The 25638-nt window shown below is 40.9% G+C and carries 18 protein-coding genes; 8 read left to right on the top strand and 10 right to left on the bottom strand.

Translation table 11 applies throughout. From position 1 onward, the window contains the following. Positions 1 to 174: 174 nt before the first annotated feature. Entirely contained in the window at positions 175 to 3156 is a 2982-nt protein-coding gene (locus tag J4N25_RS14365; RefSeq protein WP_207420361.1) for a right-handed parallel beta-helix repeat-containing protein, read from the bottom strand. Between the two features lie 412 nt (positions 3157 to 3568). On the opposite strand from J4N25_RS14365, the gene J4N25_RS14360 reads away from it, so the two are divergent. Then, the gene (locus J4N25_RS14360) at positions 3569 to 3997 is read left to right on the top strand and encodes a BLUF domain-containing protein (RefSeq protein ID WP_207420360.1); all 429 of its coding nucleotides are present in this window, start codon (positions 3569 to 3571) and stop codon (positions 3995 to 3997) included. A 71-nt stretch (positions 3998 to 4068) separates the two neighbouring features. Here the strand turns inward: J4N25_RS14360 and J4N25_RS14355 are convergent, their stop codons facing one another. From J4N25_RS14355 to J4N25_RS14315, 9 genes are all read right to left on the bottom strand, one after another. Next, on the bottom strand, positions 4069 to 4983 hold the full coding sequence (locus J4N25_RS14355; protein WP_207420359.1) for a DUF5017 domain-containing protein: 915 nt from the start codon (positions 4981 to 4983) through the stop codon (positions 4069 to 4071). Between the two features lie 12 nt (positions 4984 to 4995). Continuing rightward, positions 4996 to 6612, bottom strand: coding sequence for a RagB/SusD family nutrient uptake outer membrane protein (locus tag J4N25_RS14350; protein ID WP_207420358.1), 1617 nt, complete (start codon positions 6610 to 6612; stop codon positions 4996 to 4998). An 11-nt stretch (positions 6613 to 6623) separates the two neighbouring features. After that, positions 6624 to 9767 carry a SusC/RagA family TonB-linked outer membrane protein gene (locus J4N25_RS14345; RefSeq protein ID WP_207420357.1) on the bottom strand — a complete coding sequence of 1048 codons (3144 nt, stop codon included), beginning with the start codon at positions 9765 to 9767 and terminating at the stop codon, positions 6624 to 6626. A gap of 460 nt (positions 9768 to 10227) precedes the next feature. Beyond that, positions 10228 to 11586 (bottom strand): rhamnogalacturonidase, encoded by a 1359-nt coding sequence (locus J4N25_RS14340; RefSeq protein WP_207420356.1) that lies wholly within the window; start codon positions 11584 to 11586, stop codon positions 10228 to 10230. Positions 11587 to 11755: 169 nt separating this feature from the next. After that, the gene (locus J4N25_RS14335) at positions 11756 to 12895 is read right to left on the bottom strand and encodes a vWA domain-containing protein (protein ID WP_207420355.1); all 1140 of its coding nucleotides are present in this window, start codon (positions 12893 to 12895) and stop codon (positions 11756 to 11758) included. 6 nt (positions 12896 to 12901) lie between these two features. Next, positions 12902 to 15142, bottom strand: a complete 2241-nt coding sequence (locus tag J4N25_RS14330; protein ID WP_207420354.1) for a DUF5682 family protein — start codon at positions 15140 to 15142, stop codon at positions 12902 to 12904. A gap of 3 nt (positions 15143 to 15145) precedes the next feature. Further along, positions 15146 to 16228, bottom strand: coding sequence for an ATP-binding protein (locus J4N25_RS14325; RefSeq protein WP_207420353.1), 1083 nt, complete (start codon positions 16226 to 16228; stop codon positions 15146 to 15148). An 11-nt stretch (positions 16229 to 16239) separates the two neighbouring features. After that, the gene (locus J4N25_RS14320; protein ID WP_207420352.1) at positions 16240 to 17709 is read right to left on the bottom strand and encodes a DUF5691 domain-containing protein; all 1470 of its coding nucleotides are present in this window, start codon (positions 17707 to 17709) and stop codon (positions 16240 to 16242) included. Beyond that, positions 17706 to 19019 (bottom strand): SWIM zinc finger family protein, encoded by a 1314-nt coding sequence (locus tag J4N25_RS14315; protein WP_207420351.1) that lies wholly within the window; start codon positions 19017 to 19019, stop codon positions 17706 to 17708. The genes J4N25_RS14320 and J4N25_RS14315 overlap by 4 nt, the downstream gene beginning before the upstream one ends. 218 nt (positions 19020 to 19237) lie before the next feature. Here J4N25_RS14315 and J4N25_RS14310 point away from each other — a divergent pair, with 218 nt between their 5' ends. Genes J4N25_RS14310 through J4N25_RS14280 form a run of 7 tightly spaced genes read left to right on the top strand, consistent with a single transcriptional unit; the run spans position 19238 to position 25615 of the window. Continuing rightward, entirely contained in the window at positions 19238 to 19591 is a 354-nt protein-coding gene (locus J4N25_RS14310) for an S-adenosylmethionine decarboxylase family protein (RefSeq protein ID WP_207420350.1), read from the top strand. Positions 19592 to 19593: 2 nt separating this feature from the next. Next, positions 19594 to 20943 carry a DUF4178 domain-containing protein gene (locus tag J4N25_RS14305; protein WP_207420349.1) on the top strand — a complete coding sequence of 450 codons (1350 nt, stop codon included), beginning with the start codon at positions 19594 to 19596 and terminating at the stop codon, positions 20941 to 20943. Positions 20944 to 20946: 3 nt separating this feature from the next. Then, the gene (locus tag J4N25_RS14300; protein WP_207420348.1) at positions 20947 to 21123 is read left to right on the top strand and encodes a hypothetical protein; all 177 of its coding nucleotides are present in this window, start codon (positions 20947 to 20949) and stop codon (positions 21121 to 21123) included. A gap of 48 nt (positions 21124 to 21171) precedes the next feature. Beyond that, positions 21172 to 21396: a DUF350 domain-containing protein gene (locus J4N25_RS14295; RefSeq protein WP_207420347.1), complete on the top strand. Its 225-nt coding sequence runs from the start codon at positions 21172 to 21174 to the stop codon at positions 21394 to 21396. 5 nt (positions 21397 to 21401) lie between these two features. Next, the gene (locus tag J4N25_RS14290) at positions 21402 to 22910 is read left to right on the top strand and encodes a polyamine aminopropyltransferase (RefSeq protein ID WP_207420346.1); all 1509 of its coding nucleotides are present in this window, start codon (positions 21402 to 21404) and stop codon (positions 22908 to 22910) included. Next, positions 22888 to 24558, top strand: a complete 1671-nt coding sequence (locus J4N25_RS14285; protein ID WP_207420345.1) for an NAD(P)-binding protein — start codon at positions 22888 to 22890, stop codon at positions 24556 to 24558. Before J4N25_RS14290 ends, J4N25_RS14285 begins: the two co-directional genes overlap by 23 nt. After that, entirely contained in the window at positions 24545 to 25615 is a 1071-nt protein-coding gene (locus tag J4N25_RS14280) for a hypothetical protein (protein WP_207420344.1), read from the top strand. The genes J4N25_RS14285 and J4N25_RS14280 overlap by 14 nt, the downstream gene beginning before the upstream one ends. Positions 25616 to 25638 lie beyond the last annotated feature (23 nt).

Raw genomic sequence — 25638 nt, 5'->3', positions numbered from 1 at the left:
TCGTTAGTTTACTTGGTTAATGTAAAGACCCAGCTGAGATCTATGGTGTAAAATTAAGCTCTCCTGCAGTGTTTTTCCTTATGCGAATGTTGCAAATACCTTTCTTATTGATGCAGAAAGCGATATTTAAAACTTTCTAGTGGGTCTTGCTGAGTTTGCAGGTCAAAATTGAACTTAATGCTTTATAAACGATGTAGAGAGACCGGAACTCCCAGGCTGCTGAACGAAGAATACATAATGACCTGTTTGTAATGTTGAAGTATCCAGATTAAAAAAATTGGTGCCCTTTGTCAGGTTTATTTCCTTAGCTACCAAAACCTGGCCAGCTGAGTTCAGGATCTTATAAAGTACTTTGGAACCAACAGGAGGTGGAATCACAGCAACAGCTTCTGACTTAACGGGATTAGGATAAATTGTTAGTCCTTGTCTTTTACAAACTGTCTGGATGTTAATAACCTCACTGAAGCGACTAGTTCCGTCTGAATCAATTATCTTTAATCTGTAGTAAGATCTGTTGTCTACCTGATTCAACAGTATATCATATGTTCCCGTCTTGTTCGCATTGATAAAGCTCAATCTACGAAAATCCTTCCCATTGTTACTGCTCTCCACCTCAAACCCTTCAACTCTTTGCACATTTTCCGTAGTCCAGTTAAGATTCGCATCACATCCGTTGGCCGAGCCGTAAAACTTGGTCATCCTGAGAGGAAGAACAGTATTTGATTTTATTAGTACTATTGATGAATATGGCGGAAGAGAAATAGTTCCAGTATATCCGTTTCCTTTTGCATCCTGATACGCGGTAGCTCCAAGATTTATAAGTTTAGAATTAGCTTCATCGTTTACATGAAATACCAAATGATCATCAGGATCAGTGTTGATTGTGGTTAAAGGTTTAAACATGACATTATCAATCCATATCTGGTTGCCTGGATCATTAAGGGTTAATTGCAGTGTGACATTATTAATACTGGCTACAGGAGTGAAAGTAAGTGTCACCTCCTTCCGTTGTATACTTGTTTTCACGTAACGGTACTTTGCAACCGGTTGCCCTGCAAAAAGTGTAACCTTTAACCTCGAGGTATCAGTAGTTCCCTTTATTGAAAATGTAACCTGGTAGAATTTGCCATATTCCACATTCCCAATAGCCGTTGCTACTCTGGATGTATTTGGGCCGGTGGCTCCTACTGTTGTCAGTTTCAGGCTGCCGCCGTCTAAAACATTATTATTGTCATAAACGGGAGTAAAGTTACCGCTTGAGGGAGTTAAAGTCCAACCGGTAATTCCGGTTCCGAAAGCACTATTTGTAATCGTATTCGAGCCTGAGCTTGTGATCGAGTAAGGCGCAATCTTATAAACCGAAAGATATGAATTTATATCATAACCTAGCTTCCTCCAATCTTGTAACGAGTAAACCTTATTGATCCTGGTCGAATAATTTTCATTAGTTTGAATTAGTGTACTGTCTGGCTCAAAAGGTTGAGCATAATAATTGCTGTCTATATTGCCAAAGTTTTTCATATAATCCAGGTTTGTAGCCTGCGACATCCCGGGAATTTGCGAGGGGTGCTTACTGAACCATATATTATTTTTCACTGTTAAATTCTTTGCGCTGGTGGAAGTAGGGAAATATGCAAAGCCAAACATGTTATTATAGAATACATTGTCGCGGACTACATGATTGTTAGCCCCTTCGTTTATCATAAAACCGGCACTGTTACAGTTATATACAGTATTGCTTGCCACTGTATTGTTCAATGTGCTTTGATCCAGATAAATACCGACAGCATAATTTGTATTTACAGGTATGGCCCTTGTTCCATAGAGATTAGGTTTGCCATTGCTTATAATGTTCCCTGTAATAACATTATTGCCATATCCGTAACCTACTGGTGCAAAACCTTTGAACGAATATATCCCACCCACGTCTGCTTTGGTTAGTGCAAACTCATTAATAACATTGTTTTGTAAAGTTAATCGGCTTCCCTCAAATCTGATCCCACAATAGCCAACTTTATCGATGCGATTACCTTTTACCAAAGCATCCGTTCCGACCATATTAATAGCATTGTACTGGTTATTATTTGGATCTCCCATACCTGGACGAAGCGCTGTATTTAGAATAGTATTGTAGTTACAGTTGTAAAAGCTGCCTGCTATCCATATAGCGTTATTATTGGTATTCCTGATAGTATTATGATCTACCTCCGAGTTTTGAATAGTATTCAAATAGATTGCATTATGCGAGTTGAAGAATTCGCAATTTGAAATTTTAACCCCGTTGGAGTTCTCAATCTTAATTCCATACGAGTTGGCGTTAATAAACTTAAGATCGGTTATACTGACGTTGCTGATGTTGTTTCCACTTAAAGTATTGTTTTTAAAGGGTATCTCAGTTTTAATAGTATTTGGATCGGTGGTTGAATAGATGTAAATTTTTTTGGTAGCAGGATCGAAGCACCACTCTCCCTGCTGATCCAGGGTAGAGATATGGTTTTGAATGAAGTAACCATCCCCAGCTGTCATGGTATAGTTAGTACCAACACCTGAAAATGTAAGTGTAGAACCTGATTGGGATATTATGGATGCCTTATTAAGGATGAATAGACGCACTCTAACAACCGCGGTAGCGCCAGAAAAATTCTGACCAGCTAAGGCCGCGTCAGTTAACTGCGTATTCCCTACAAATGCATCTACAGAGTTATAACCCGTGTTAGTTGCATTCGGATTAGGCCATCGTCCTATTTGCTGACTAACATCGGCAGCCAGTAAATTATTTAAAGTTGTAAGTGAACCTGAGTAAGTAGTTGCCCAAATATTTCCAGGCATCTCCGACCAGGTAGTAAGAGGTATAGCACCATTTATTATAGCCTTATTGCCATTACCATAACTTCCGAAATTTATTCTAGCACCCGAAGTTCCTGACTTAGTGATCACCAGTTCCCCTTTGAATTCTTCATTCCGTTTAAATAGCACCGAGTCTCCCGGGTTAAAACTGCCCATCATCTCATTAACTTTTTCAATAGTTTGCCAGGGGGAATCTGGCGTTTTACCATCGTTAGATTGGTCATTTCCTGTTAAAGAGACATAGTACTTAGTTTGGGCTTTGGAGGAGAGTACAAATAGAAGTGAAATGAGTAAAAGTAAGTTTTTCATATAATTTATTATTAGAGTATTGGGTAGTAAAGAGATTGATATTGTCAGGATGTCTTATATCTGCTTTTGGATCCAGAAACTTATAAAGTAGAGCATGGCAGGGCCGCTTAGAGGAAAGTGAAGGTCCTTTTTCATATTCTCAGTCTGTTTAAATGGTTAGTATTGTTTTGGGACCTATGGAGCCCGCAACAAAAATGTATAAATGCAGCTTTGCAAGCTATTGTGAAGGTTGCAGAAACTTGAGCAGATGTTGCTGATTTCTTGAAAATGAGACTATAACCTCATTTTAAAAAATCAGTTCATTTATTTCATCAAATTTTATAAGGGTATCTTAAAACAGGCAGAAAAGAACCTTGTTAGACATGATAACTTCCCCTTGGGAAATTCAATAGCTTTCAATCGACTAACCATCATGTACTATCTCATTTATAGGAGTCAGGCAAAAGGAAACATGGATCATGCTTCTCTTAAATCTATTCTGACAAGTTCACAAAGACACAATCAAGAAACTAACATTACAGGTATGTTGGTATATTTTGATAATAAATTCCTTCAATTGGTGGAAGGAGATGAAATATTAATAAAAGCGGTATTCGAAAAAATAAAGCAGGATAAACGGCATCATAATTTGTCAATTTTAAAAGAGGGACACATAGAAAGGCGGTTGTTTCCTGGCTGGTCAATGAGCTTCAGAACACCATCCCCAGAAGAAATAGCTAAGGAACCGGGATATAAAGATATCTACAAACCGGGAAGCCCCGGTGCTTTTGATCTTGTCAGCCTTTTTAATCTTCTAAGGGGAAAGAAAGATGAAAAGGCCGAGTTTAATCTATTGCGTTAAATTCTAAAACAAAAAAGCCACTTCGAAAAGTGGCTTTGGATCAACAATATATTAATTAAAAAAAGGCTCTTTTAATCTGTTATCGTTAGCTCAAGTTCCTTTACTACCTCTTTTTGCTTGTCAGGTGTCATGTTTGATGCTACAAAAGCCAGCTTATATACCCCGGGGGTTGCGAAGGAATATGAATAGGATTCTACTTTAGTATCCACACCTTTTACAGGTATTGCTGGATCTGGTTTAATCGCATTCGGATATAGAACTTTGGTTATCACCCAATCCTCATTAGCAGCTGTATTAATATTCCCACCTCCAATGCTTAGTGCTGGTGATGTTGCGGTTAGGTTTATAGCCCATCGGTATGTAGAATTAAGAACATCTACTGCAGTCCAGCCAGCATTTGTCAAATCCGTTAAAGGATAAGAAAAGTTATCTTGTTCATTAAGGAGGTTTAATTGAAAGGACCTAATAGTCCATGCTCTGGGTTTTTGAGTTGCACTTTGCTCGTCTCTTTTCCTGAATGCAAAATACACGGGACCAGTTGCAGGTACTATATTAGTTAGATCAATTTGACCGGAAGGTACATTGTCGGTACCGTTTGAAAGTATTGCTTTTGACGTTACATCATTCCATGTTGCCGCCTGAACCCCCGCTATGTTATAGGCGCCCTTAAAATCTGTGGAATAAAGTATTTTAAGAGAATTCTCTTGCGATCCTGAATTTTGAGCAAAGGTGGAGAATTGTAGTAGTAGCTTTCCCTTCAGACTGTCACGGCGGCTGAATTCGTATTTCTTACCTTGCTCACCTGAATAGAAGCGGATCACGTCAGGGTTTCCTGAAATGTTAAACGTTATCAGTTCTCCTTTTTTGAAAGTAGTTGATCTTGTTGACACCTCGAACTCCGGGGTAGACAGATCTTTATCACAAGAAGAAAGTATCAAGCTGGCAATGGAGCCAACAAGTATTATTTTAATGTTTTTTAGCATCATTTTAATTTAGGGTTACCAATTGCTGTTCTGTTCTATAGCCTTATTCAACGATATTTCCCTACTGGGAATCGGATAGTAGAAATGTCTTGGCTGAACATTATCACCAACTATTGATGAGAATTTTCGATTTGCAGGTGCATTTTGCTTTATGTCTGCGGCAAATTCTTTTAGCGTACTAACTAGCAGTCCCCATCGCTTGAGATCGTGAGTTCGCAAACATTCAAATGCCAGCTCCCGCATCCGTTCATCCACAATAGCCTTAAAAAATGCCTCATCACTTAAACCAGATAGGTCAGCTTCTGATAAATTAGATGCCCCAGGTTTCAGCTTGCCGTAAGCACGTCTTCTTACCTGGTTAATTGCGTTATATGCATCGGCAGTGGCACCATTAACTCTAAACTCAGATTCTGCATACATTAAAAGAACGTCGGCGTATCTAAGCAGTGGAAAATTAACACCACTGTAGTTCTTGTTCCTGGGCAAATTAGTTTCAAGATCCCTGCGCCATTTTCCCGGGTAACGATTGTAGGGACTCGTAGCGTTATAAGGCATCATTACCTTCGTTTTGGTATTGTCGTTCCATGTATAAGGAGCAATAGCCCAGTCCCTCCTCTCGTCCGGTGAAGATTCATTAGCTCCGGTTCCTCTTGACTCATATTTATTGAAAAGTTTTGCCGTGGCAAATAAGAAGGCATATCCATAGCCCGGAAAGTCTATGTTGTTCGACGCAATACCGTTCCTGTTGCCATTATAACCCACCTCACCATAGATGTCCGATTTTGTTCCGTAAAACTCCACCTCCCACATTGATTCACGGTAGATATTGTCGTATTTATCCTGGCAATGATTGATGAACACCTGTGAATAATCTGGATTTAATGAGCTTTCCCTTGAATCAATCACCCTCTTCGACCACTTAAGGGCATCCTGATATTTACCCGTGTCTTTCAGGTGTTCCCCTGCCATGGTAAGATAAACCCGCGCAAGAATTCCCCTTGCAGTATTTTTTGAGATCCTGCCAGCCGAATTATCTCCCCACTCCGATGCTGTAGGTAATAGAGCTTCCGCAGCTTCTATGTCTGAAACTGCCCTTGCGAAAACCTCACTTACGGGTGACGAGGGAATGTTCACATCGTTTGCAGACTGTGTAGAACTGAGTTTAATTGGAACCGCACCCCAGTTGTCAGCTAGCATGAAATAGTAATATCCACGGAGGAACAATGCCTGGGCTCTGATGATCTCCTTTGCTCTGTCGCTTGCATTAGCTTTTTCAATGTTCTCGATCAGTACATTAGCCCGGTTAATACAATAATATAAGGCAGTCCACAGGTTATCAATATTAGCTTCAGAAGGATCGTAATTATACACCATAGGGCCGGTGGTTTGGCCCGAGGCTCTCCATATCGCCTCATCATTTCCGTAAGAAAGATAAGTTAATAAGCCGTTGCCGTACATAGCCTCCTGCCCTAAAGGATCATAAACACCATTTAATGCAGCATTTAGTTGAGCCTCTGTTTCATAATAATTAACCGGGCTTAAAAAATCAGAGGGTTTTGTTTCTAGCTTTTCATTGCAAGATGAAAAAGCGAACAAAGTTAGAAACAGGATATTTGTTGTATTCAATTTCATTTCTTAAAGATTTAAAGTGCTACATTCAGGCCAAACACAATAGTTTTTGCTCTTGGGTAGGCGGCGTAGTCAAAACCTGGAGTAAGTGCAGCCCGTTTTGTTGATACCTCCGGGTCTAGGCCTGAATAATTTGTCCATGTTACCAGATTTTGTGCGGAAGCATATACTCTTAGAGAGCTGACGTTTATTGATTTTAACAGCCTCGCGGGAATCCTGTATCCAAGAGACACTGTTTTTAGTCGCAGGTAAGACCCGTCCTCAATTATCCTGGACGAATAAGCCGTAGGTCCAAATCCTTTCGTTCTGAAATAGGTGTTGTTCTGATTCTCCGGAGTCCAACGATCTGCATAGCTTGCATATTGGTTAAGACTAAGTCTTGAACTGCCTTCAAACACTAAACGATTGGCATTCAAAAGTTCATTTCCATACGACCATTGAAAGAACACATTGAGGTCAAATCCCTTATAATTGAAGTTATTTGAAAGTCCGCCGATAAAGTCAGGGTTGGGATTTCCTAGAATCATTCTGTCGGATGCGTTAACTGTTCCGTCACCATTGATGTCTGCGTATTTAATATCTCCGGGTTGAACTTTGTCTCTTCCAGTTCCATTGTCTGGGACTGAAGGTTTCAAGGTATATGAACCATCGGGGTTTTGATTGAAATCGTTGAATTGATAGTTACCCAACCATTTGAAGCCATAAAACTGTGCAATGGGTTGACCAACTTTAGCAATGTATGGCGGGATGTTGCTATATCCAGTCTCCCAACCAATACTGGTTAGCATACTTTCCTGATTTTGGGTAAGCTCAACAACTTTATTCCGGTTAAAGGATATGTTAAAGGAGGTGTTCCACTTAAAATCCTTTTTATTAAAGTTCGTTGTGCTCAATTCAAATTCCCATCCGGCATTCTTAACCTCACCGATGTTTTTAAATGCATTCTGATAACCTGTTGTTGATGGTAGCTGAGCATTAAGTAGTAGATCATAGGTTCGCTTGTTATAATAATCGACGGTTATGTTTAACTTTGATTTAAAAAGAGATAGATCAATACCAGCATCCGTTTGTAAGGTTGTTTCCCAGCGTAAGTCTTTATTTCCGAGTGTTGTTGGTATTGCTCCAATAAAGTAAGCATTATTGAAGGTATAATATCTGGAAATAGGGAAAGTAACTGTCGACAGATAAGCAAAGTCTGACACGCGATTATTTCCTGTAACTCCTATACTGGTACGTAATTTTGCATTATTGATGAAGTTGAAGCCTTTCATAAACTTTTCATTACTCAAACGCCAGGCAAAAGCTCCTGAAGGAAAATAGCTCCATTTATTTGCCGGGGAAAATTTAGATGAACCATCAGCTCGAAAAGAAGCGGTAAATAAATATTTAGATTTATAATCGTAAGTTAATCTTCCAAGATACGACATGAGGAAGTTTTCTGTACGAGACGAATTAAGTGTTTGTGCAGTTCCCTCCTCAAGTCCGCTTAATCCAAGGCTTTCATTGGGCAGGCCTGAGGCCTGGTACCCAAAGCTAAGGTTCTTTTGTTCCTGCATGGTGAAACCTCCTAATACAGTAAGGTTATGAAACCTATTGAATTTCCTTTTGTAGGTTAGGATGTTCTCGTTGAGGAAGTCGTTCTTTTCAAGACTAGTCAACCTTCCATTTGCCCCTCTGCTTCCCTGGGCACTATTTATATCACCATACTTTGTTTGACTATTATAGAACGTTTCCAAACGTGTTGTTTGCCTAGTAATTCCGCCTGTTACTCTTAGCGTCAAGTTTTTAAAAACAGGAAACTGCGCGTATCCGTTAACAATAAGAGAGTTATCGAAATTGTTATTTAGCTCATTTCTGGCCGAGAGGATTGGATTGTACCGGTAATCAGCAGTTTCATCTACTTCCGGATCCATTGGCGAGTCAATCAGGTCCTCCAGGGGTACATCACTCGCACTAATCGGTCTATATCCCCAAACACTGTAAAGAAGACTTAAAGAATTACTGTTTCCATTGTAAGTTGAGGGTGTTGTTCCGTTAATCCTTGTATTTGCATAGTTGGCATTTATCCCCACTCTGAAGTCTTTTCTAATGTTCTGATCCAATGCAATCCTCCCTTGATATCGTTTGAACCCGGAATTAATAATTATCCCGTCCTGACCCATAACGGAGCCTGAGATGGAATATTTAGTTTGTTCATTTCCTCCCCTGACAGAAAGATTGTGATTGTTCATACCTGCGCCCCTGAATACCTGCTCCTGCCAATCAACACCCTGTACCCCTCGATAAGATTCTAGCGTTTTTCCCGGCGGTGTATATGCTTCTCCCTTTCCAACCGGGTCTAGTTCCAATTGGTAGCGCACAAACTCGTAAGGGTCCATCAATTGTGCTCTCTTTATCTCTTGTTGAGAGCCATAATAACCGTCGTAACTTATGACGGGTTTACCAGCTTTGCCCTTTTTTGTCGTAATAATGATCACCCCATTAGCTCCCCGCGCTCCATAAATTGCCGAGGCTGATGCGTCCTTTAATACCTCTATAGATTCAATTTCTGAGGGGTTCAATGTATTGTTGTGGGGACTCTCAAGCGGAAAGCCATCAACAACGTATAAAGGAGAATTATCCTGTGTTATGGAACTGGCGCCACGGATCACAATATCACTAGACATGCCCGGTTGTCCTTCTGGTGAACTAACTTGTACACCGGCAATTCTTCCAGCTAATGCTTCCTCAAATGACCTAACAGGTGCCTTCTGTAGTTCCTCAACCTTAACTTGTCCTACCGCACCAGTTAAATCCTTCCTGGCAACTTCTCCATATCCAATTATTACTACCTGGTTTAATTCGTTAGCATGTTCTTTCATAACGACGTTAATATTCCTGTCATTGCCAATCCTTCGTTCAACCTTATCGAAACCCAGAAAAGTGAAAACAAGAATATTATCAGGTGAGGAAGCTTTAATTGTAAAGGTCCCCTGAGAGTTAGTTACAACACCTTTAGTTGTTCCTTTAACGGTCACACTCACACCCGGAAGGCTTTCTCCCCTTCCATCTTTTACCAATCCTTTAACTACTATTTCAGCACTCTGACCAAAGGTTACCTGTGCAACGAAAAAAAGCAAAAAAGGGATTATTGCGTTTTTAAATAAAAGTCCTTTCATACAATGAAAATTTAAAGATTGCCCTATAATTACTTGTCGTAAACTTTCTGCTGAAAGCTGGAACAATCTTTTGAATCCTGGTTTAATATTGAATTTAATTGAAGGTTTTCCTCTGCTTGAAAGAGGTTTGATTTAACCTTGATTTTGTGTTTTTTACGAGATTAAGAGGTGCCAATAAAGTTTGCGGCAAAAGTAGTGTTAGCATAAATTTACTTGGTTAGTTTATAATAGAAAAGATCCTTCTTTTCGTTATGCTAAAGTCGTTGATTTATGCACCGTTAGGTTATGTTACTGTTGCATAAGTAGCGGGAGATGTTACAAAAAAAGGGGTTTTAAGGGGATTGTACCAGCTATTTGAATAAATAGAGGAATTTGTTAACGAAGGGATGGGCTTAAAATAAAAAGTCCGCCAGAAAACAGAAATACTGTTTAAGTGGCGGACCTGTTGATAATAGTTTTATTAATAAATCTTCTTTTTATTAACCACTACATTCTTGAGTTTGAAGTTCTCTATTAACGAAGTATCGATTTCAGTGAACTTTTTTGCTGTTACTTCCAGGTTTTCAAACTTAAAATCTGAAAGCTTGTATCCAAAACCCTTTGCCGGTGCCACTTCTTTCGGCACACCAACGTTAAAAAAGTTCTCACAATCCAACTTAATGTTTCGCATTGTGATATTGCGACTGTTCGAGGTTCCTGCCACCTGCTCACCTTTCAGATCAAAGAATTGAGTCCAGGGACGCACAAATAAAAAGTTTCCAATATCATGGCCTTCGATGTCCTCTACCAATACATATTCATAGTTCTGCGGAGTGTCAGGACGCATTTTCAGCCAAAGCAGGCGCTCTGCGTGACTTATTTTAATTCTGCGTAATATAATGTTCCTGTCGTGAATGGATTCACTTCCGAAGGTTAAAGCACCATGGCAAAATCCATAGGTACAATCTTCGATAATGATATTTTGATTACTCCCATTGTTCGGATTCTTATCGGCAGTAGGTCCCTTCCCTCCTTTTAAGGCTACAGCATCGTCATTAACAGACATGTAGCAGTTTTTGATAAGCACATTTTTGCAGCCATCAATATCTACAGCGTCAGTACTTGGAGCCTTCACGGGCTCTTTAGGTGAGTAGATATAGAGGTCGAGCAACTTTATATTCTCGCATTTATAAAGGTGGGTTGTCCAGAATGGCGAGTTCATTAATTTAACTCCTGAAAGCTGAACATTTTTACTGTTAGAAATATAAACTAGTCTCGGTCTCATTTCATCCATGTTAGTACAGCTGGGATTGAATTCACGTCTAAGCCAAAAGGATTTCCAATAACGTAAGCCGTTTCCATCAATAGTTCCATTGCCTGATATTGTAAAGCCATCTAGGCCATCGGCATTGACAAGTGCAGCAAAATATTTTAATGTTTGCCCTTCCATCCGTGTCATAACCAGCGGAAAATTTGTAATGTCGTCGCTACCTTTCAATTTCGCTCCATCCTCAAGATGTAAGTGAGTTCCTTTTTTAAAAAATAATGAACCGCTAAGGAAAGTTCCTTTAGGAATGACAATAACGCCACCACCATCGGCACTGGCTTTATCAATGACAGACTGGATTAATTTGGTTTGAATGATAGAGCTGTCGTTCACTACATCGAAATCGGAAATGCGATAGTGCTTTCCTAGTTTGCTAATATCAGTAGGTTTATTTTGCCTGAACCATTCAGGAATTGGGGTTCCGTCAGGAAAAATCTCTTTCGCGTAACTTTTAAAGTTCAGTGTTAGGCCAACCAAGAGCAATAATGCAAGCCTGAAGTTTCTTGTAGTCATTAAATTTCTAATTCTAGAGGATAAATTGGTCTGGAAGTATTTGAACTTCCTTTTAATTGTGGGTAAAATTACAAATTCAAAGAGCATCCTGCCACAACGATATGTAATAACCTTGTGGCAACCAAAGCTGCCAGCATCTGAAGAATGGTCCTGAAGCTTTTATCTATTTTTATCTCCCACTCATCTTAATATCATTAGCACCGGCCCACTGGTTTATATCTTGTTTACTTAATGCAGCAGCCATCAAGTCGGGAAAAAGATCAGGTGTACAAGCAAAAACAGGCACACCAATAGAGGCCAGGAAATCAGCATTGCCATGATCATGGAAGGAAGAACCGTCATCATTAAGGGCAAGTAATGTGATCACCTGTACTCCATTGTCAACAAGCTGGGCTGCCTTCTTTCGCATCTCTTGTTGATTTCCACCCTCATAGAGATCTGTTATCAGCACCAGGACTGTATCTAAGGGACGGGTTATGATTTGAGAACAATAAGTCAGGGCCTTATGAATGTCTGTCCCACCCCCAAGTTGAACACCAAAAAGCAATTCTACCGGATCCTGTAATTCTTCCGTGAGATCTGCTACCTCGGTATCGAAGACTACCATCTTTGTGTTTACCGCTGGAATAGAAGCCATTACTGCTCCAAATATTCCTGAGTATACTACCGATGTTCCCATAGAGCCACTTTGGTCAATGCATAACACAACGTCTTTCAGCGCCTTTCTTTTTCTGCCAAAGCCAATCCTGGTTTCTGGGATTACGGTTTTATAATCTGGCTGATAATGCTTAAGGTTCCTTCGGATCGTTTCTGACCAATTAATTTCGTTATGCCTGGGCCGTCTGTTCCTCGCTGAGCGATTTAGACTTCCGGAAATAGCCTGTTGTGTAGGTGCTGTAAGTTTTTGCAATAATTCATCTACAACCTTCTTAACAACCATTCGGGCGGTTGATTTGGTTTTCTCCGGTATAGCACGGCCCAAGGTAAGCAGGTTGGCTACGAGATGTACATCGGGAATTACCGTTTCGAGCATCTCTGGTTCGGTCAACATGGAGGTAAGGTTAAGCCGTTTAAGGGCGTCCTGCTGCATCACCTTAACCACGGTATTAGGGAAGTATTCCCGGATATCCCCCAACCACCGGGAAACGTTTGGGGATGAGGGACCAAGTCCTCCCTTCCGGTCCGAATTATACAAGGCCTGAAGGGTGTTGTCAATGCCCGTTTCTTGTCTACTTAAATCTACTGAAAGCTCGTCTCTGGTTTCAGAACCTAATACTAATCTCCAGCGTTTCTCCAGTTCTTCCTGCATAGTTCCTTATTTTATTCCCAGGATAGTACCTAGTATTGGCAGTACCCTGGATGCTCTTTCTTTATTAATGGTTACTGCGGCTTCTCGCTTTTCCCCACCCTCTTTGCTGTATTTCACCCTTTGCGCTATCCTGCTTTTTTCAACAGAATTGTACACCGCGAATGTCCGGCGGAGTAAAGGCACAACCTGCAGGAATACCTCCTGATCAAGGCTCGCCAGCCAATTATTGGTAATATTCCAGATATCATCGTCAAGTATCAAAATAGTGGCAGAATCTTTTAGGAAGCCCTCTGCCCAGGCAGCTGAATAAGAAGGATCATGGCCTGGTGACAATGCTTTACTAAACTCTGCAGCTGTCTGCTCACTGTCAATATACTTAAGATCATAAAGGATCTTTGAACTCATCCCATGTACCAGCGGCGACACTTGCTTTACGGTTGTGATCTTCAGCAATGTTTCCAGCCATGTGTTCTTAAGTTCTTCCTCGTCAAGGAAAAGGATTGCATTATTTACAGCTTTGATCTTTTCTGCCATATCCGCCGATTGTTCTTCGTCTATCCCAGTGCAGCTTATTGGTAAACCTGCAACCATACGGTAGAATATTGATCTTAGAATTACCTGAACAGTCTCCTGGTCTGTTTGGCGGACGTTACCGTACCGGCTCACCTGTACAAGTGGATTAAAGGCGTCCATGAGCATGGCGGTATCAGTTGTGCCCGAAGCCAGTTCATCCATTCTTTTCATCACCACCTCTATACCTGCATGCAGATCCGCGGGAAGTGCTTTACTTACCAGTTCTGTTATTTCCGAAAGTTGTTTACTATTTAATGCTTTATTCTGTAGATAATGGTTACAAGCTGCTTCAATAGTATTTCCCCATGGTGCTTTTTCCAGAAGTTGGATGGTAAGTTCCGGAGTCCATCTCATGCGCCATTCCTCTTTAAATGTCCCCTTACCAGAAGTATTTTGTTGTTTAGCCCAAGGGATGTCTAAGACCAGGAGGCGATGAAAAAGGATACTTTTCTGCAAACCGCTACTCTCTCTCAGATCGAGACTAATAACCTTGTCTTCGATGGCGAGTTTTAATCGCATACCCTTTACCTGCTGCTCCAAGTCACGTTGGATAGGTACCTGTGGTGCTCCTTCCGGCACTTCACCTTGTTCCTTTCCGACGATCAAATCGCGCCGAACCAATTGCATGGGAATATCGTCTCCCATACACATCACGGTCTGTGTTGCCTCGTTGAGCTCTTTTAATCCCGGGCGATTTAGGTCCCTGATAGCCGCGAGCGTATTTGCAAGGCGTACGGCTTCTATGATGTGAGCTGATGAAATATCAACCTTGTTTTCCCTGAACACTCTTGCTGCGTAGGAAAGCCAAACTGTCCCATCATCTTCAGGCTTGTTCCAGATGTGAGCATAATAGCCCGGAGAATTTACTCCCGCTCCGTATCCACTTTCAAAGCTCAAACGGTCATTAGTCCATGGAATCCAGGTGGTCTCTACTTTTGTTTTAGGAAGATTTTTAAGCAAGGCATCATCGTCCTTTTGCTTCGGCATGTTCTGCAGTGCAGGTACATGCCACCCTCCGCATATTACGGCAATTTCAGTATACATTTCTCTTTCTGCCGTCCGTATTCCGCGCCGCATAAACGCTTCTCTAATTTCTTCCCGCTGATCCTTCCGCTGAGGAAGTAATTCCCGTAGAGCTCCCATTGCCTCAGCGATAGCCAAGAATACCTCCCGTGGTTGTTGGTTTAATTCAAACTGGTGCTCCCACCATTCCTCTTCATCTTCAAAGCCTGCAATAGAAGCCAAGTAAGAAAGAGGATTTCTCCTTATAGTTTCAACATCCCCGATTTCCTGTCTTGCTTCAAGGCTTTCTTCGTTAAGATCCGAAGGAATAGTATCTTCTTTTTTTGAAGGCGAAATGGCGAGTTTGTGTACCAGAGGCATATCAATAAACCTTACCGGTCTCTTATGCTCTACACCATATCTGATCGCTTGCCACTCAGGTGAAAATTCCGCAAATGGGTAGAATACTGCACGTTGAGGGTCGTCAGGTACATAAGCAAGTAAGGCAACAGGAGGTTTCATTTCCTCGTGGAGAACCCAGGGAAGCATATGCTCTCCCTCCGGAGGTCCTTCAATAAGGATAATATCCGGTTTGATTTGCTTTAGCGCTTCCAGTACATGCCGTGCAGAACCCGGTCCATGATGCCTTATACCTAGTAAGTGAATGGCCATAGGTTAAATAATATCCCGGCAAGCACGATAAATATCTTTCCAGCCGTCACGTTGTTTAAGCACGGTCTCCATATATTCCTGCATCACGATCTTATCCTGAACCGGATCTTTTACTACAGCGCCTATCACACCACTTGCTATATCATCAGCCTTCACAAGGCCATCACCAAAATGATAAGCCAGGGCCAGGCCACTATTCATAACAGAAATAGCCTCGGCGGTACTTAATGTTCCAGACGGAGATTTAAGTTTTGTTTTTCCATCCAAAGAAACACCGTTCCTCAATTCCCTAAAGATGGTAACAATCCGTTTAATTTCTTCTGTTACTGGTTTTTGTATTGGTAGTTCTATAGCTCTGCTAAAGCTGGATACTCGTTGTTGAACGATATCAACTTCTTCTTCCATACTAGAAGGAACTGGTAGGATAACAGTATTAAAACGACGTTTCAAAGCACTGGATAATTCATTCACACCTTTATCCCTGTTATTAGCGGTTGCAATCACGTTAAAGCCGCGTACAGCTTGCACCTGAGTATTAAGTTCCGGGACTGGAAGCATTTTTTCGGAAAGGATGGTGATAAGGGAGTCCTGAACATCAGAGCCAATTCTTGTAAGTTCTTCTATACGAACGATCTTCCCTTGCTTCATTGCCCGCATTACCGGAGTTTCCACAATGGCTTCAGCTACTGGTCCCGCTGATAAAAGCATAGCATAGTTCCAACCATACCGAACAGCTTCTTCGCTAATACCTGCTGTACCCTGTATTACCAAATTAGAGTCGCCGGTAATAGCCGCAGCAAGATGCTCTGATACCCATGATTTCGCTGTTCCCGGTAGCCCGTAAAGTAAGAGCGCTCTGTCGGTAGTAAGAGTTGCAACTGCAATTTCCATCAGACGCCTGTTACCAATATATTTTGGAGTGATCTCAAAGCCATTATTCAGCGTTCCCCCCATAAGATAGGTAACCACAGCATTTGGTGACATTTGCCAACTGACAGGTTTCGCATGTTTATCCTGTAACTTTATTTCTTCAATTTCCTGCGCAAATTGCTGCTCAGCTGCTTGCCGCAAAATAGTTTGTGTCAAAATATCTTTATTTAAAATGTTAAACCTTCTCTTAATTCAATATAATGTAACATATTAGACGCCTGGCTACTAAAGTATCTTCTCTGATAGTCGTCAGCACCTTCCTCAATATATTTGCTCAAAAAGATCCTAATGCTGACTGGTAGCGATAGAGCCAGCCTCGTATAGATTGGCTGGGTTATCACGTATGGATTTACCGCCAGCCTTTTTACAATCCGTTCTGCCAGTTGTTGCGGAATTATCGAATACTGATCATTGAGCAACAGTCCTAATATAATGGGAAACCTCGACTCCAGGTATTTATCATACCACTCGTAGCGTTCATCCTCAGAAAGGACCAAGAGTAATTCCTCTCGAAAAGCTTCGACATGAGCGAGGAGGTTCTTAGCAAGAGGTGTGTTCCGGAAACGAATAGCAGCAGTGGCTAAGTAAGGAATAAAAACGGAGCTTTGTTTATGCTCAATTAATAGCTTAAACCACTCACCTTGGGTTATTTGATACCGTTCTTCTAAAGCAGAAGGATCTATAAAACTTAGGATCTGGCTAAGCCAGAATATCTGGTCGTCCACACCTTTAACAGAACTGACTTTCTCTATCCCATATCTGAACATGTCATCAGATGGAAGGACTGCTGGATCTATTTCGATGACCTTTTTTTTAAGAATAAGCAGACTACGTTCTTCTTTAATTGATACAGAATCCAGAAAATAGTTTATATAAAGGTTGTTAATTTCTGTTCCCTGTAAGGGTTGAAGTAATCTCAGGGCTACTTCCTTCACTTTCTTGCTTTTATCTTTTAATGCTTCCAGTAGAAAGGCTTCATCTTGTACCGATATACCAATTTCTAGTATCTCCAGAAATTCAGCTCTATTATTTGCATTTTCCTGCTCAAATACTGCCTGGAGAAGCTGCAAAGCTTTATCAGGATCTGTCGTCCTTAGTCGTGCCAGAAAGAGCTTACGGTCTTCGAGGCTCCCCGTTTCCCAATCGATTTGCTCCTCATTCCTCAGGGTTAGTCTCTGCCAGTTTGGGTTTAAAGAGCAAAGCCACTCTCCTGTTTTCCCGCAAACAGCGATCAGTTTTTCAGCTTTTCTTTTCTGTTCAATTGCTTTGTTTAGCAACAGCGGTACCAATTTAGAAGAAACGGTTTTATCGGCCTCGAGGGTTTTGGTTAACAGGTATTCGAAAAATACTTCGTCTTTTGATAGGAGCGCATCTTCTAAGTGCTGACTTGTACTTGCACTCAACTCTTCGCTGGTATCATCAGGACATTCAGGGATAGCATTTAATGCATTCTTAGCCTCCTGGCCGCTCTCCTCATAGAGAAAAGCTATTGCAGCCGATTTTAGGAAGGCATCTTCTTTATCCTCCTGCGTTGCGGTGATACCATCCCTAATATCCGACAACTCTTCTGGAAGTTGAAATTGTATTTTGTCAGTACCCAGCAGGGCTGTTTTTATAATATCGTTCTGGAGGCTCATTTTATCGAATAGTATCTATTGGAAGGCCATAAAGCCTGGATATTGAACGACTCATTTTCATAGATCCCGAAACAAGGAAACATTTTTCCTTTACTGATCGAAAGGACAGTCCAGCATTCCTCTTCATTATTAGAAAGTCGCAAACCACTCCCATCATCTCCTATAATGTACCAGTTTTTTCCATTAAGAGCTATCCGGCAAGAAGATAAAATAAAGGGTAATTCAGAAACAAACGGATTAAGTGAAAATTTACTTGTCACATCCTCCAAAAGTGTTGATATAGAACTTCTAATGCCAGGTTGTATGAACCTTCCATTTATTTCAAACGGTTCTTTCATTAATCCCCGTAGCGGGGTTGTTGACGGGTAGAACGCCAGTTCACCTTTTACTGTTCCCCCTTCCACAAAAGCGTGTCCACTAAGTTGTGCCCCAGCATAAAAATTTAGGATAAGTGCAAATTTTTGACACCCTAAACCATAAAGCCAGATCTTTTCGGTCCTTAAATTTCCCTCTTCTTCGTTCGAAATACTTAAGATCAGCCACTCGTCTTTTATACCTGTTGAATTAAACACATCCTCTTTCGGTGTGTTCCATCCTATTAAGGTTTTAATGTCTGATTGAAGTTCAGTGTTTAGGGCCTCAATATTTTCATATGCCTCTGTTAACAGATAGGTCTTGCTTAACTGCTTAATAAGTGCCTTCTGCCAGCCTTCCTGGTAATAGTTAATTTTGTTGATCCTCCTTAAATGATTCGCTAATCCAGCGGCCTGAGAATCAACCATCCGGGCAATGATATTTTGATTAAACTGATAAGGATCTTGTGGCACATTCATAATTCCAGTTCTTACCACATCCTTCATCCAAAGCCTTAATTCTTCAATGCCGCCCCTTACCTTTTTCTCTCTTGCTTCAATACGTTTTTGCTGTGCCTGTTCATCCGGTGCTGCTTTTTCAACCGGAATGGGTTTGCTTTCTGCCCTTTCGGCGCGCTTGCCAAGCCACTCACCTACATGTTCAGGCAGTTCCTTTTCTGCAGAAAACACATCAGGGTTGGCAGCGTAAAGGAAGAGTAAGCCAAGCCCATGTTTACAGGGGAATTTGCGACTGGGACAAGAGCATTTGAAAGCAAGATTAGTTAGATCTACAATCGTTCTGTAAGGATTTTTACCACTTCCCTGGCAGTCACCCCACAAGGCTTTCTCATGCACGCACCTTAATACCCACTTGGAATTACTGGCAAGAGCTTTACCTGCTTTGGCTGAAGCATCATCGGGAGCTAGCTTAGTAATCTGTTCCTGCGTAAACTGCATGTTAAATAGCAAGAGTATAAGAGTTTATAGAAATGTTTTTATTTGAGGTTTCCAGACAAGGTTTATTTCGCATTAGAAATGATTTAATTCTCTCAAACATAAAAATTTGTAAGAATTTAAAGAATGATGTGCGAAAAAAATATGTGTTATGCACTTACCTGGCCCCTCGTATTTCCATATATTCAAATAATATTTATTTTTGAATTCCTTATTGCAATATGGAATATAATCCCGGGTTACACATTTTAGCTGAATTTAAAACTGAGAGAGCTGATCTTCTCTACTCTTCGGTAGCTTCGAGAGAACTTTTTGAAAAACTCATCACGAGGTTTGAGCTATCTTCCGTTGGCGAAGTTTATCATGACTTCGATCAGGGAGGCTTCACATCTGTAATTTGTCTTACAGAATCCCATCTTTCTATACATACCTGGCCGGAGTTTCAGCTTGCCACTTTTGATATATTCCTTTCCAATTTCAGGAAGGACAATACGGAAAAGGTTAGAGCGATCTACACGGAAGTCTTAGCATTTTTTGAAGGCAGCGAATTGCAGAAAACCGAATTAAGGCGCTAATTATGGCAACAGTAAAACAGCTTTCTTTTCCGGAACCGGAAACCTTCAAGTGCCCGAAATGCCATGAAGCAATTACACTTTATGATCCTGATGGAAGTGATTATTGTATTTGCAGTTCGTGTAATTCCTTTATTCGTTTTGTTACTGCTTATACACCGAAAGTCCAAAAAAACGTTCCTCCTGTTAAAGCAAAACCCCTTATTCCACTTGGGGCCCTAGGAACCTTAAAGGACCATAAGTTCCGGGTGATAGCCTACCTCGAAAAGAAAGAGAAAGGTACAAGCTATGGCTGGAAAGAATATTTGCTATATAACTACGAGAAGGGATATGCAACATTGTCGGAGTTTAACGGTCATTGGAATTTTATTGTTGACCAGACATGGGAACCTTCCCTTGAAAAAGCGTATAGCGATTCAACAACTGCCACCCATAACAATATCGATTACCGGATTTTTAATAAGTATACGCCTGTAATTACTGGTGCAATTGGGGAATTCGATTCCGATGTTATGGATGACCGCCCCAGGGTGCACGAATTCATTGCCCCACCCTTTATTATTTTCAAGGAAGTTGGAAACTCCGGAAGTAACAAAGCACAGTATTTTTGGGGGGAATATACTGAGCTGGAAGAAATTGCTGAAGGTTTTGGATTGAACGCGGAGAGTTTTCCACCTAAAGTTGAGATTGGGGCAAATCAGCCGTCCCGACAGGGAGCTAGTTTTGACACCCTGGCCAAGGTCAGTATTCTAGCTGCTCTTGCTGTATTGCTGGTTGTATTCCTTTTTAGGACAATCAGGCCCGAGCGGGAATTGCTTAATAGTGATTTTAATATTTCATTTGAGCGAAACTCCTCAGATTCAACTAGTTATTTGGGTTCCAGTTCAGGCACTTACGAATACAAGCCATTCCTAAGCTCTTCTTTTGAGCAACCATATGGGAGAACAACACTCGAAATAGAAGTACGCGCAAATGTTGATAATAGCTGGATGGAAGCGACAGTTGTTTTGGTTAACGAAGGCACAAATGAAACCTGGGAAGTAACTAAAGGAATTGAATACTATCACGGCTATGAAAGTGGTGAATCATGGTCTGAGGGATCGAAGAGCCAATCTATAATCCTCTCGAAAATCCCTGAAGGTAAATATCATCTTAATATTTATCCAGCTTCAGGTGATCCCACTCAAACCTATCTCCATATTGCGGTGACTGCAAACGTATTGATGTGGCGTAACATCCTACTAGTCTGGCTTCTACTAAGTATTTACCCAATCATTAGTTACATCCGCTGGACAAGCTTCGAAAGGAAGCGTTGGATGAACAGTGACTATTCTCCTTACGAAACTGATAATTAAGATATGGATATCAAACCATTAAAATACTATATAGGATTTATGCTGGTTATTCTGTTTTATTTTGGATATGCTACCTGGAATGGAATCACATTTTGGGCAGATAAGGCAGAAAAAAACACCGAGTATACAAATACGAGCCGTGGACATTTTGGTTCAGGAGCAAGGTTTTACCACAAGTAGGTTAACCAGTCATCTCAAATAATAAGAAAACTTCAAAAAAATAAGAAAATGAGTTTACACGAACTGATCAATTACAAGTATTTAGTTGCATCCCTGGTTTATTCAGTACTTGGTATTGTAATCCTGGTTATTTCCTTCGTTATAATAGAAAAGATCACTCCGGAAAATCTCTGGAAAGAGATCGTTGATAAGAAGAATAACGCACTTGCTATTGTTTGTGCTGCATTTATTATTGCTATCGCTATAATTATTAGTTCTGCCATTCACGGATAGAAAATATGAATAACAAACTTCCTGCAGTGTTGCTGCTCTCTGTATTTGTAGTTGCAACATGCGGGTTAATTTATGAACTGATTGCCGGAACTCTTGCCAGTTACCTTCTTGGAGATTCCGTAACGCAGTTCTCTACCATTATTGGTGTTTATTTATTTTCAATGGGAATTGGCAGCTGGTTGTCCAAGTACTTTGAGAAAAATATCTTATCCTGGTTCATCCAAATAGAAATATTGGTTGGAATTGTTGGTGGAATAAGTTCTACTTTACTATTTCTTCTATTTGAAAGCATTGCCTCTTTCAGGGTACTGTTGTACGGTCTGGTATCCCTTACGGGGATATTGGTAGGTTTGGAAATCCCCTTGCTGATGCGTATCCTTCAGAACCGTTTTGAGTTTAAGGATCTCGTGTCGAAGGTGTTTACCTTCGACTATATTGGGGCCTTGCTTGCATCCCTTATCTTTCCGCTGGTATTGATCCCTTATTTAGGCTTGGTAAAAACAGCATATCTGTTTGGTATCCTCAATGTCTCTGTTGCTTTATTGGTCTGTGTAAATTTTAAAAAAGAGATACCAGCGGTTAATTACCTTCAATCTGCCTCTATAATAAGTATCCTTGGTCTGCTGCTGGGTTTTGTTTACGCCGAAAAGATCACCAATTTCTCTGAAAGTCTCAGTTATAATGACACCATTATTTATTCCAAGAGTACCTCTTACCAACGCATCATCCTAACTAAACGAGGAAAAGTATTGCGTTTATTCCTGAACGGAAATCTTCAGTTCAGTTCCGACGACGAGTACCGTTATCATGAGGCCCTGGTACATCCCGGACTTCAGGCTCTGCCGCGAGCACGTAAGGTTTTGATAATGGGAGGCGGCGACGGTTTGGCGGTTAGAGAAATACTTAAATATCCTAATGTAGAGCAAATTACCCTTGTTGACCTGGACAAAGGAATGACCTCTTTGTTTCAAAAGAATGAGATGTTATTGAGTTTGAACAAGAAATCATTACTGTCGAAGAAAGTGAAGGTGATTAATGCAGATGCTTTTACCTGGGCCCGTCAGCAAAAGGATACCTTTGATTTTATAGTTGTTGATTTCCCGGATCCTTCTAACTATTCTGTAGGAAAATTATATACAAATTCCTTTTATTCAATAATTAAGGAACTATTAAATCCTGACGGGATCATGGTCGTACAATCTACATCTCCTTTTGTAGCCCCTAAATCGTTCTGGACCGTCAATAAAACCCTTGAATCTGTAGGTTTGCACACTGTTCCCTATCATAACTATGTTCCATCTTTCGGCGAATGGGGATATATCATGGCGATGAAGAAGAGTTTCTATAAGAAGCCGAATTCCTTTATTTCCAACCTTAAGTTCGTAAGTAAGGAAAGCATGGATCAAATGCTGTATTTTCCAAAAGACATGGCCAAGAGAGAGACGGAAGTGAATAAATTGAACAATCAGGTGCTGGTGAAATATTTTGAGGATGAGTGGGCATCGGTTCTTTAGAAACTCAGTTACAAATAGTATCAGCAGAAGAGGATTTATGCTTCGTGCGGGACTTATTTGTTCTGGCATTGCGCTCAATGCCTGTATCCGAAAAATTAAGCCCGGGTCTTCTCCTTATTCAGGTATACCAGCGGAACTTAAAGGACCCGATGCAAGCGCTGGACATATTCTGAGGGACAAGGTATCACTGCCTAAACCCTCTTACTCCAGGGATGTTGGTGTTTTAGTTATTGGAGGAGGAATTTCCGGTCTTTCAGCTGCGCGTTGGCTGAAGAAAAATGGCTTAGAGAATTTTGAACTGCTGGAATTAGAGAACCAGCCAGGGGGAAACTCAAAGTTCGGGGAATCGAAGGTTTCAAAATACCCTTTGGGTGCACACTATGTTACCCCTGCCAATAATGAAAATAAAGATCTGATTGATTTTTATCAGGAATGTAACCTGATCACTCATTTCGAGAACGGTCTCCCTTTTTATAATGAATATTCACTCTGTTTCGACCCTGAGGAAAGATTACTCATCAACGGACAGTGGCAGGAAGGCCTTATTCCTGAATTTGGTATACCAGCAGAGGATAAAGACCAGATAAAAAGATTTCTGGCTTTAATGGAGGAACTGAGATATGTTAGAGGAAATGATGGAAAGTACGCCTTCGATATTCCCCTGGATCGAAGTTCGACAGATGCCGAATGGCGGAAACTCGATAAACTATTATTCAGCGATTACTTAAACAAAAACGGCTTCAACTCCCCTTACCTCCTATGGTATCTTGAATATTGTTGTAAGGACGATTATGGCCAGAAGCTTGATAAGATATCAGCATGGGCGGGTTTGCATTACTTTGCAGGTAGAAAGGGAAAAGCGGTGAACGCCGAGAGCTCAACAGTTCTAACCTGGCCGGAAGGAAACGGATTTTTGATGCAGGGTCTTACTGCCGGACTTAAACGGCACGTCCGTTCCTCTACACTTGTTTATGGAATTAAGGAAGATAAGTCTTTTATGCTGGTCGACGTGTATGATCTGAAGAAAAAGGAATCTTACCAGATAAGAACAGAAAAATTGATCATGGCAACACCTCAATATGTAACAAGGAAATTGCTTAGAAATTTTACCAGGACGGAGGTGGATTATGACGACTTTAACTATGCACCCTGGCTGGTTGCCAACATTACACTTAAAGGCCTAACAGGAGCACCGGGCGCGCCACTTTCCTGGGATAATGTAGCTTATAACACGCCTTCCGTTGGTTATGTCAATGCAAATCACCAGGATATTACAGCAGAGGGCGGTTCCAAGATCATTACATACTATCTTCCATTATGCGATCACGATACCCGTGTTGCCCGGCTAGCTGCATACGCTAGGAATCATGAACAATGGCTCGACATAGTAGTGCCCGAGCTTGAGTACCTGCATCCTAATATCACGGAACAGATTGAAAATGTAGAGTTCTGGGTTTGGGGACATGGAATGATAAGTCCTGCAAGAGGTTTTGTTTGGGGCGAAAGCAGAAGAAATGCTAACCAGCCTCTAAATGATCAGATATTTTTTGGACATAGTGATCTAAGTGGAGTTTCCATTTTCGAAGAAGCCTTTTACCAGGGAATAAAGGCAGCCAAACAAGTACTCAATTCGAATGGAAAAGTTTAAGGAGATCAAGCAACCCTGGCTAAATTCTGCCAGCTCTGACACTATTTTTATCCTGCTACCACCCTATCTGGCCTTGTTGATAGTCGGTTTTTTCCCGATGCAGTTTAAGGAATCAGAGGCAATGCCTGCTCTTTATTGGCTGATATTGATTGTATTTGTGGATGTGGCACATGTTTACAGCACTTTATACCGCACCTATTTTAACCCCAGGGAACTCAAATCAAAAAAATCCTTATTAGTGGCGGTTCCTTTGTTCTGCTACGTCATCAGTGTCGTTTTCTACAGCCTTGATCAACTATTGTTCTGGCGCGTATTAGCTTATCTGGCGGTATTTCACTTTATCCGGCAACAGTACGGGATCATGCGTTTATACTCACGACACGAGAAAAAAGATAAACTATCCGTAGTGATCGACTCTCTAACGATCTATTCAGCAACCATTTATCCGATCTGCTTCTGGCATCTTAACCCGAACCGGAACTTCAATTGGTTTATTGAAAACGATTTCCTTCGTTATCCTCTGCCCTTCCTATCACAGCTATTCGGCTGGGCATATGTTGCTGTACTTGTACTTTACATCCTTAAGGAGATAGCGTTGTTATACAAACGTAAGCAGTTTAATGTCCCCAAAAATATCTTGATCCTGGGCACAGTCTTATCCTGGTATTTTGGGATAGTTTACTATAATGGAGATATGGCCTTCACTACCCTCAACGTCTTATCGCATGGTATCCCCTACATGGCTTTAATCTGGTTTTTCGAAAAGAAAAGATATAGTAAAGAGATGTCTGAAGGAAGCAAGGTCTTAAAGTTTTCCTTTGGCAAGTATGGCGTTGTAGTCTTCATCCTTATCCTTGCTTCTTTGGCATACGCGGAAGAAGGACTTTGGGATGGCTTGATCTGGAAGGAACATAATGACCTTTTTCCCGCATTCTCAAATTTACCAAAGATTGAAGAACGTCAACTACTTTCGTTATTGGTTCCACTGCTTGCCCTTCCTCAATCCACCCATTACGTTCTTGATGGCTTCATTTGGAAAATTAGAAAGAAATTTTGATCGGATCACTGTTACTTGTCTTT

The organism is Desertivirga brevis (assembly GCF_017355835.1).
This window is presented reverse-complemented; position numbering and strand designations above follow the sequence as displayed.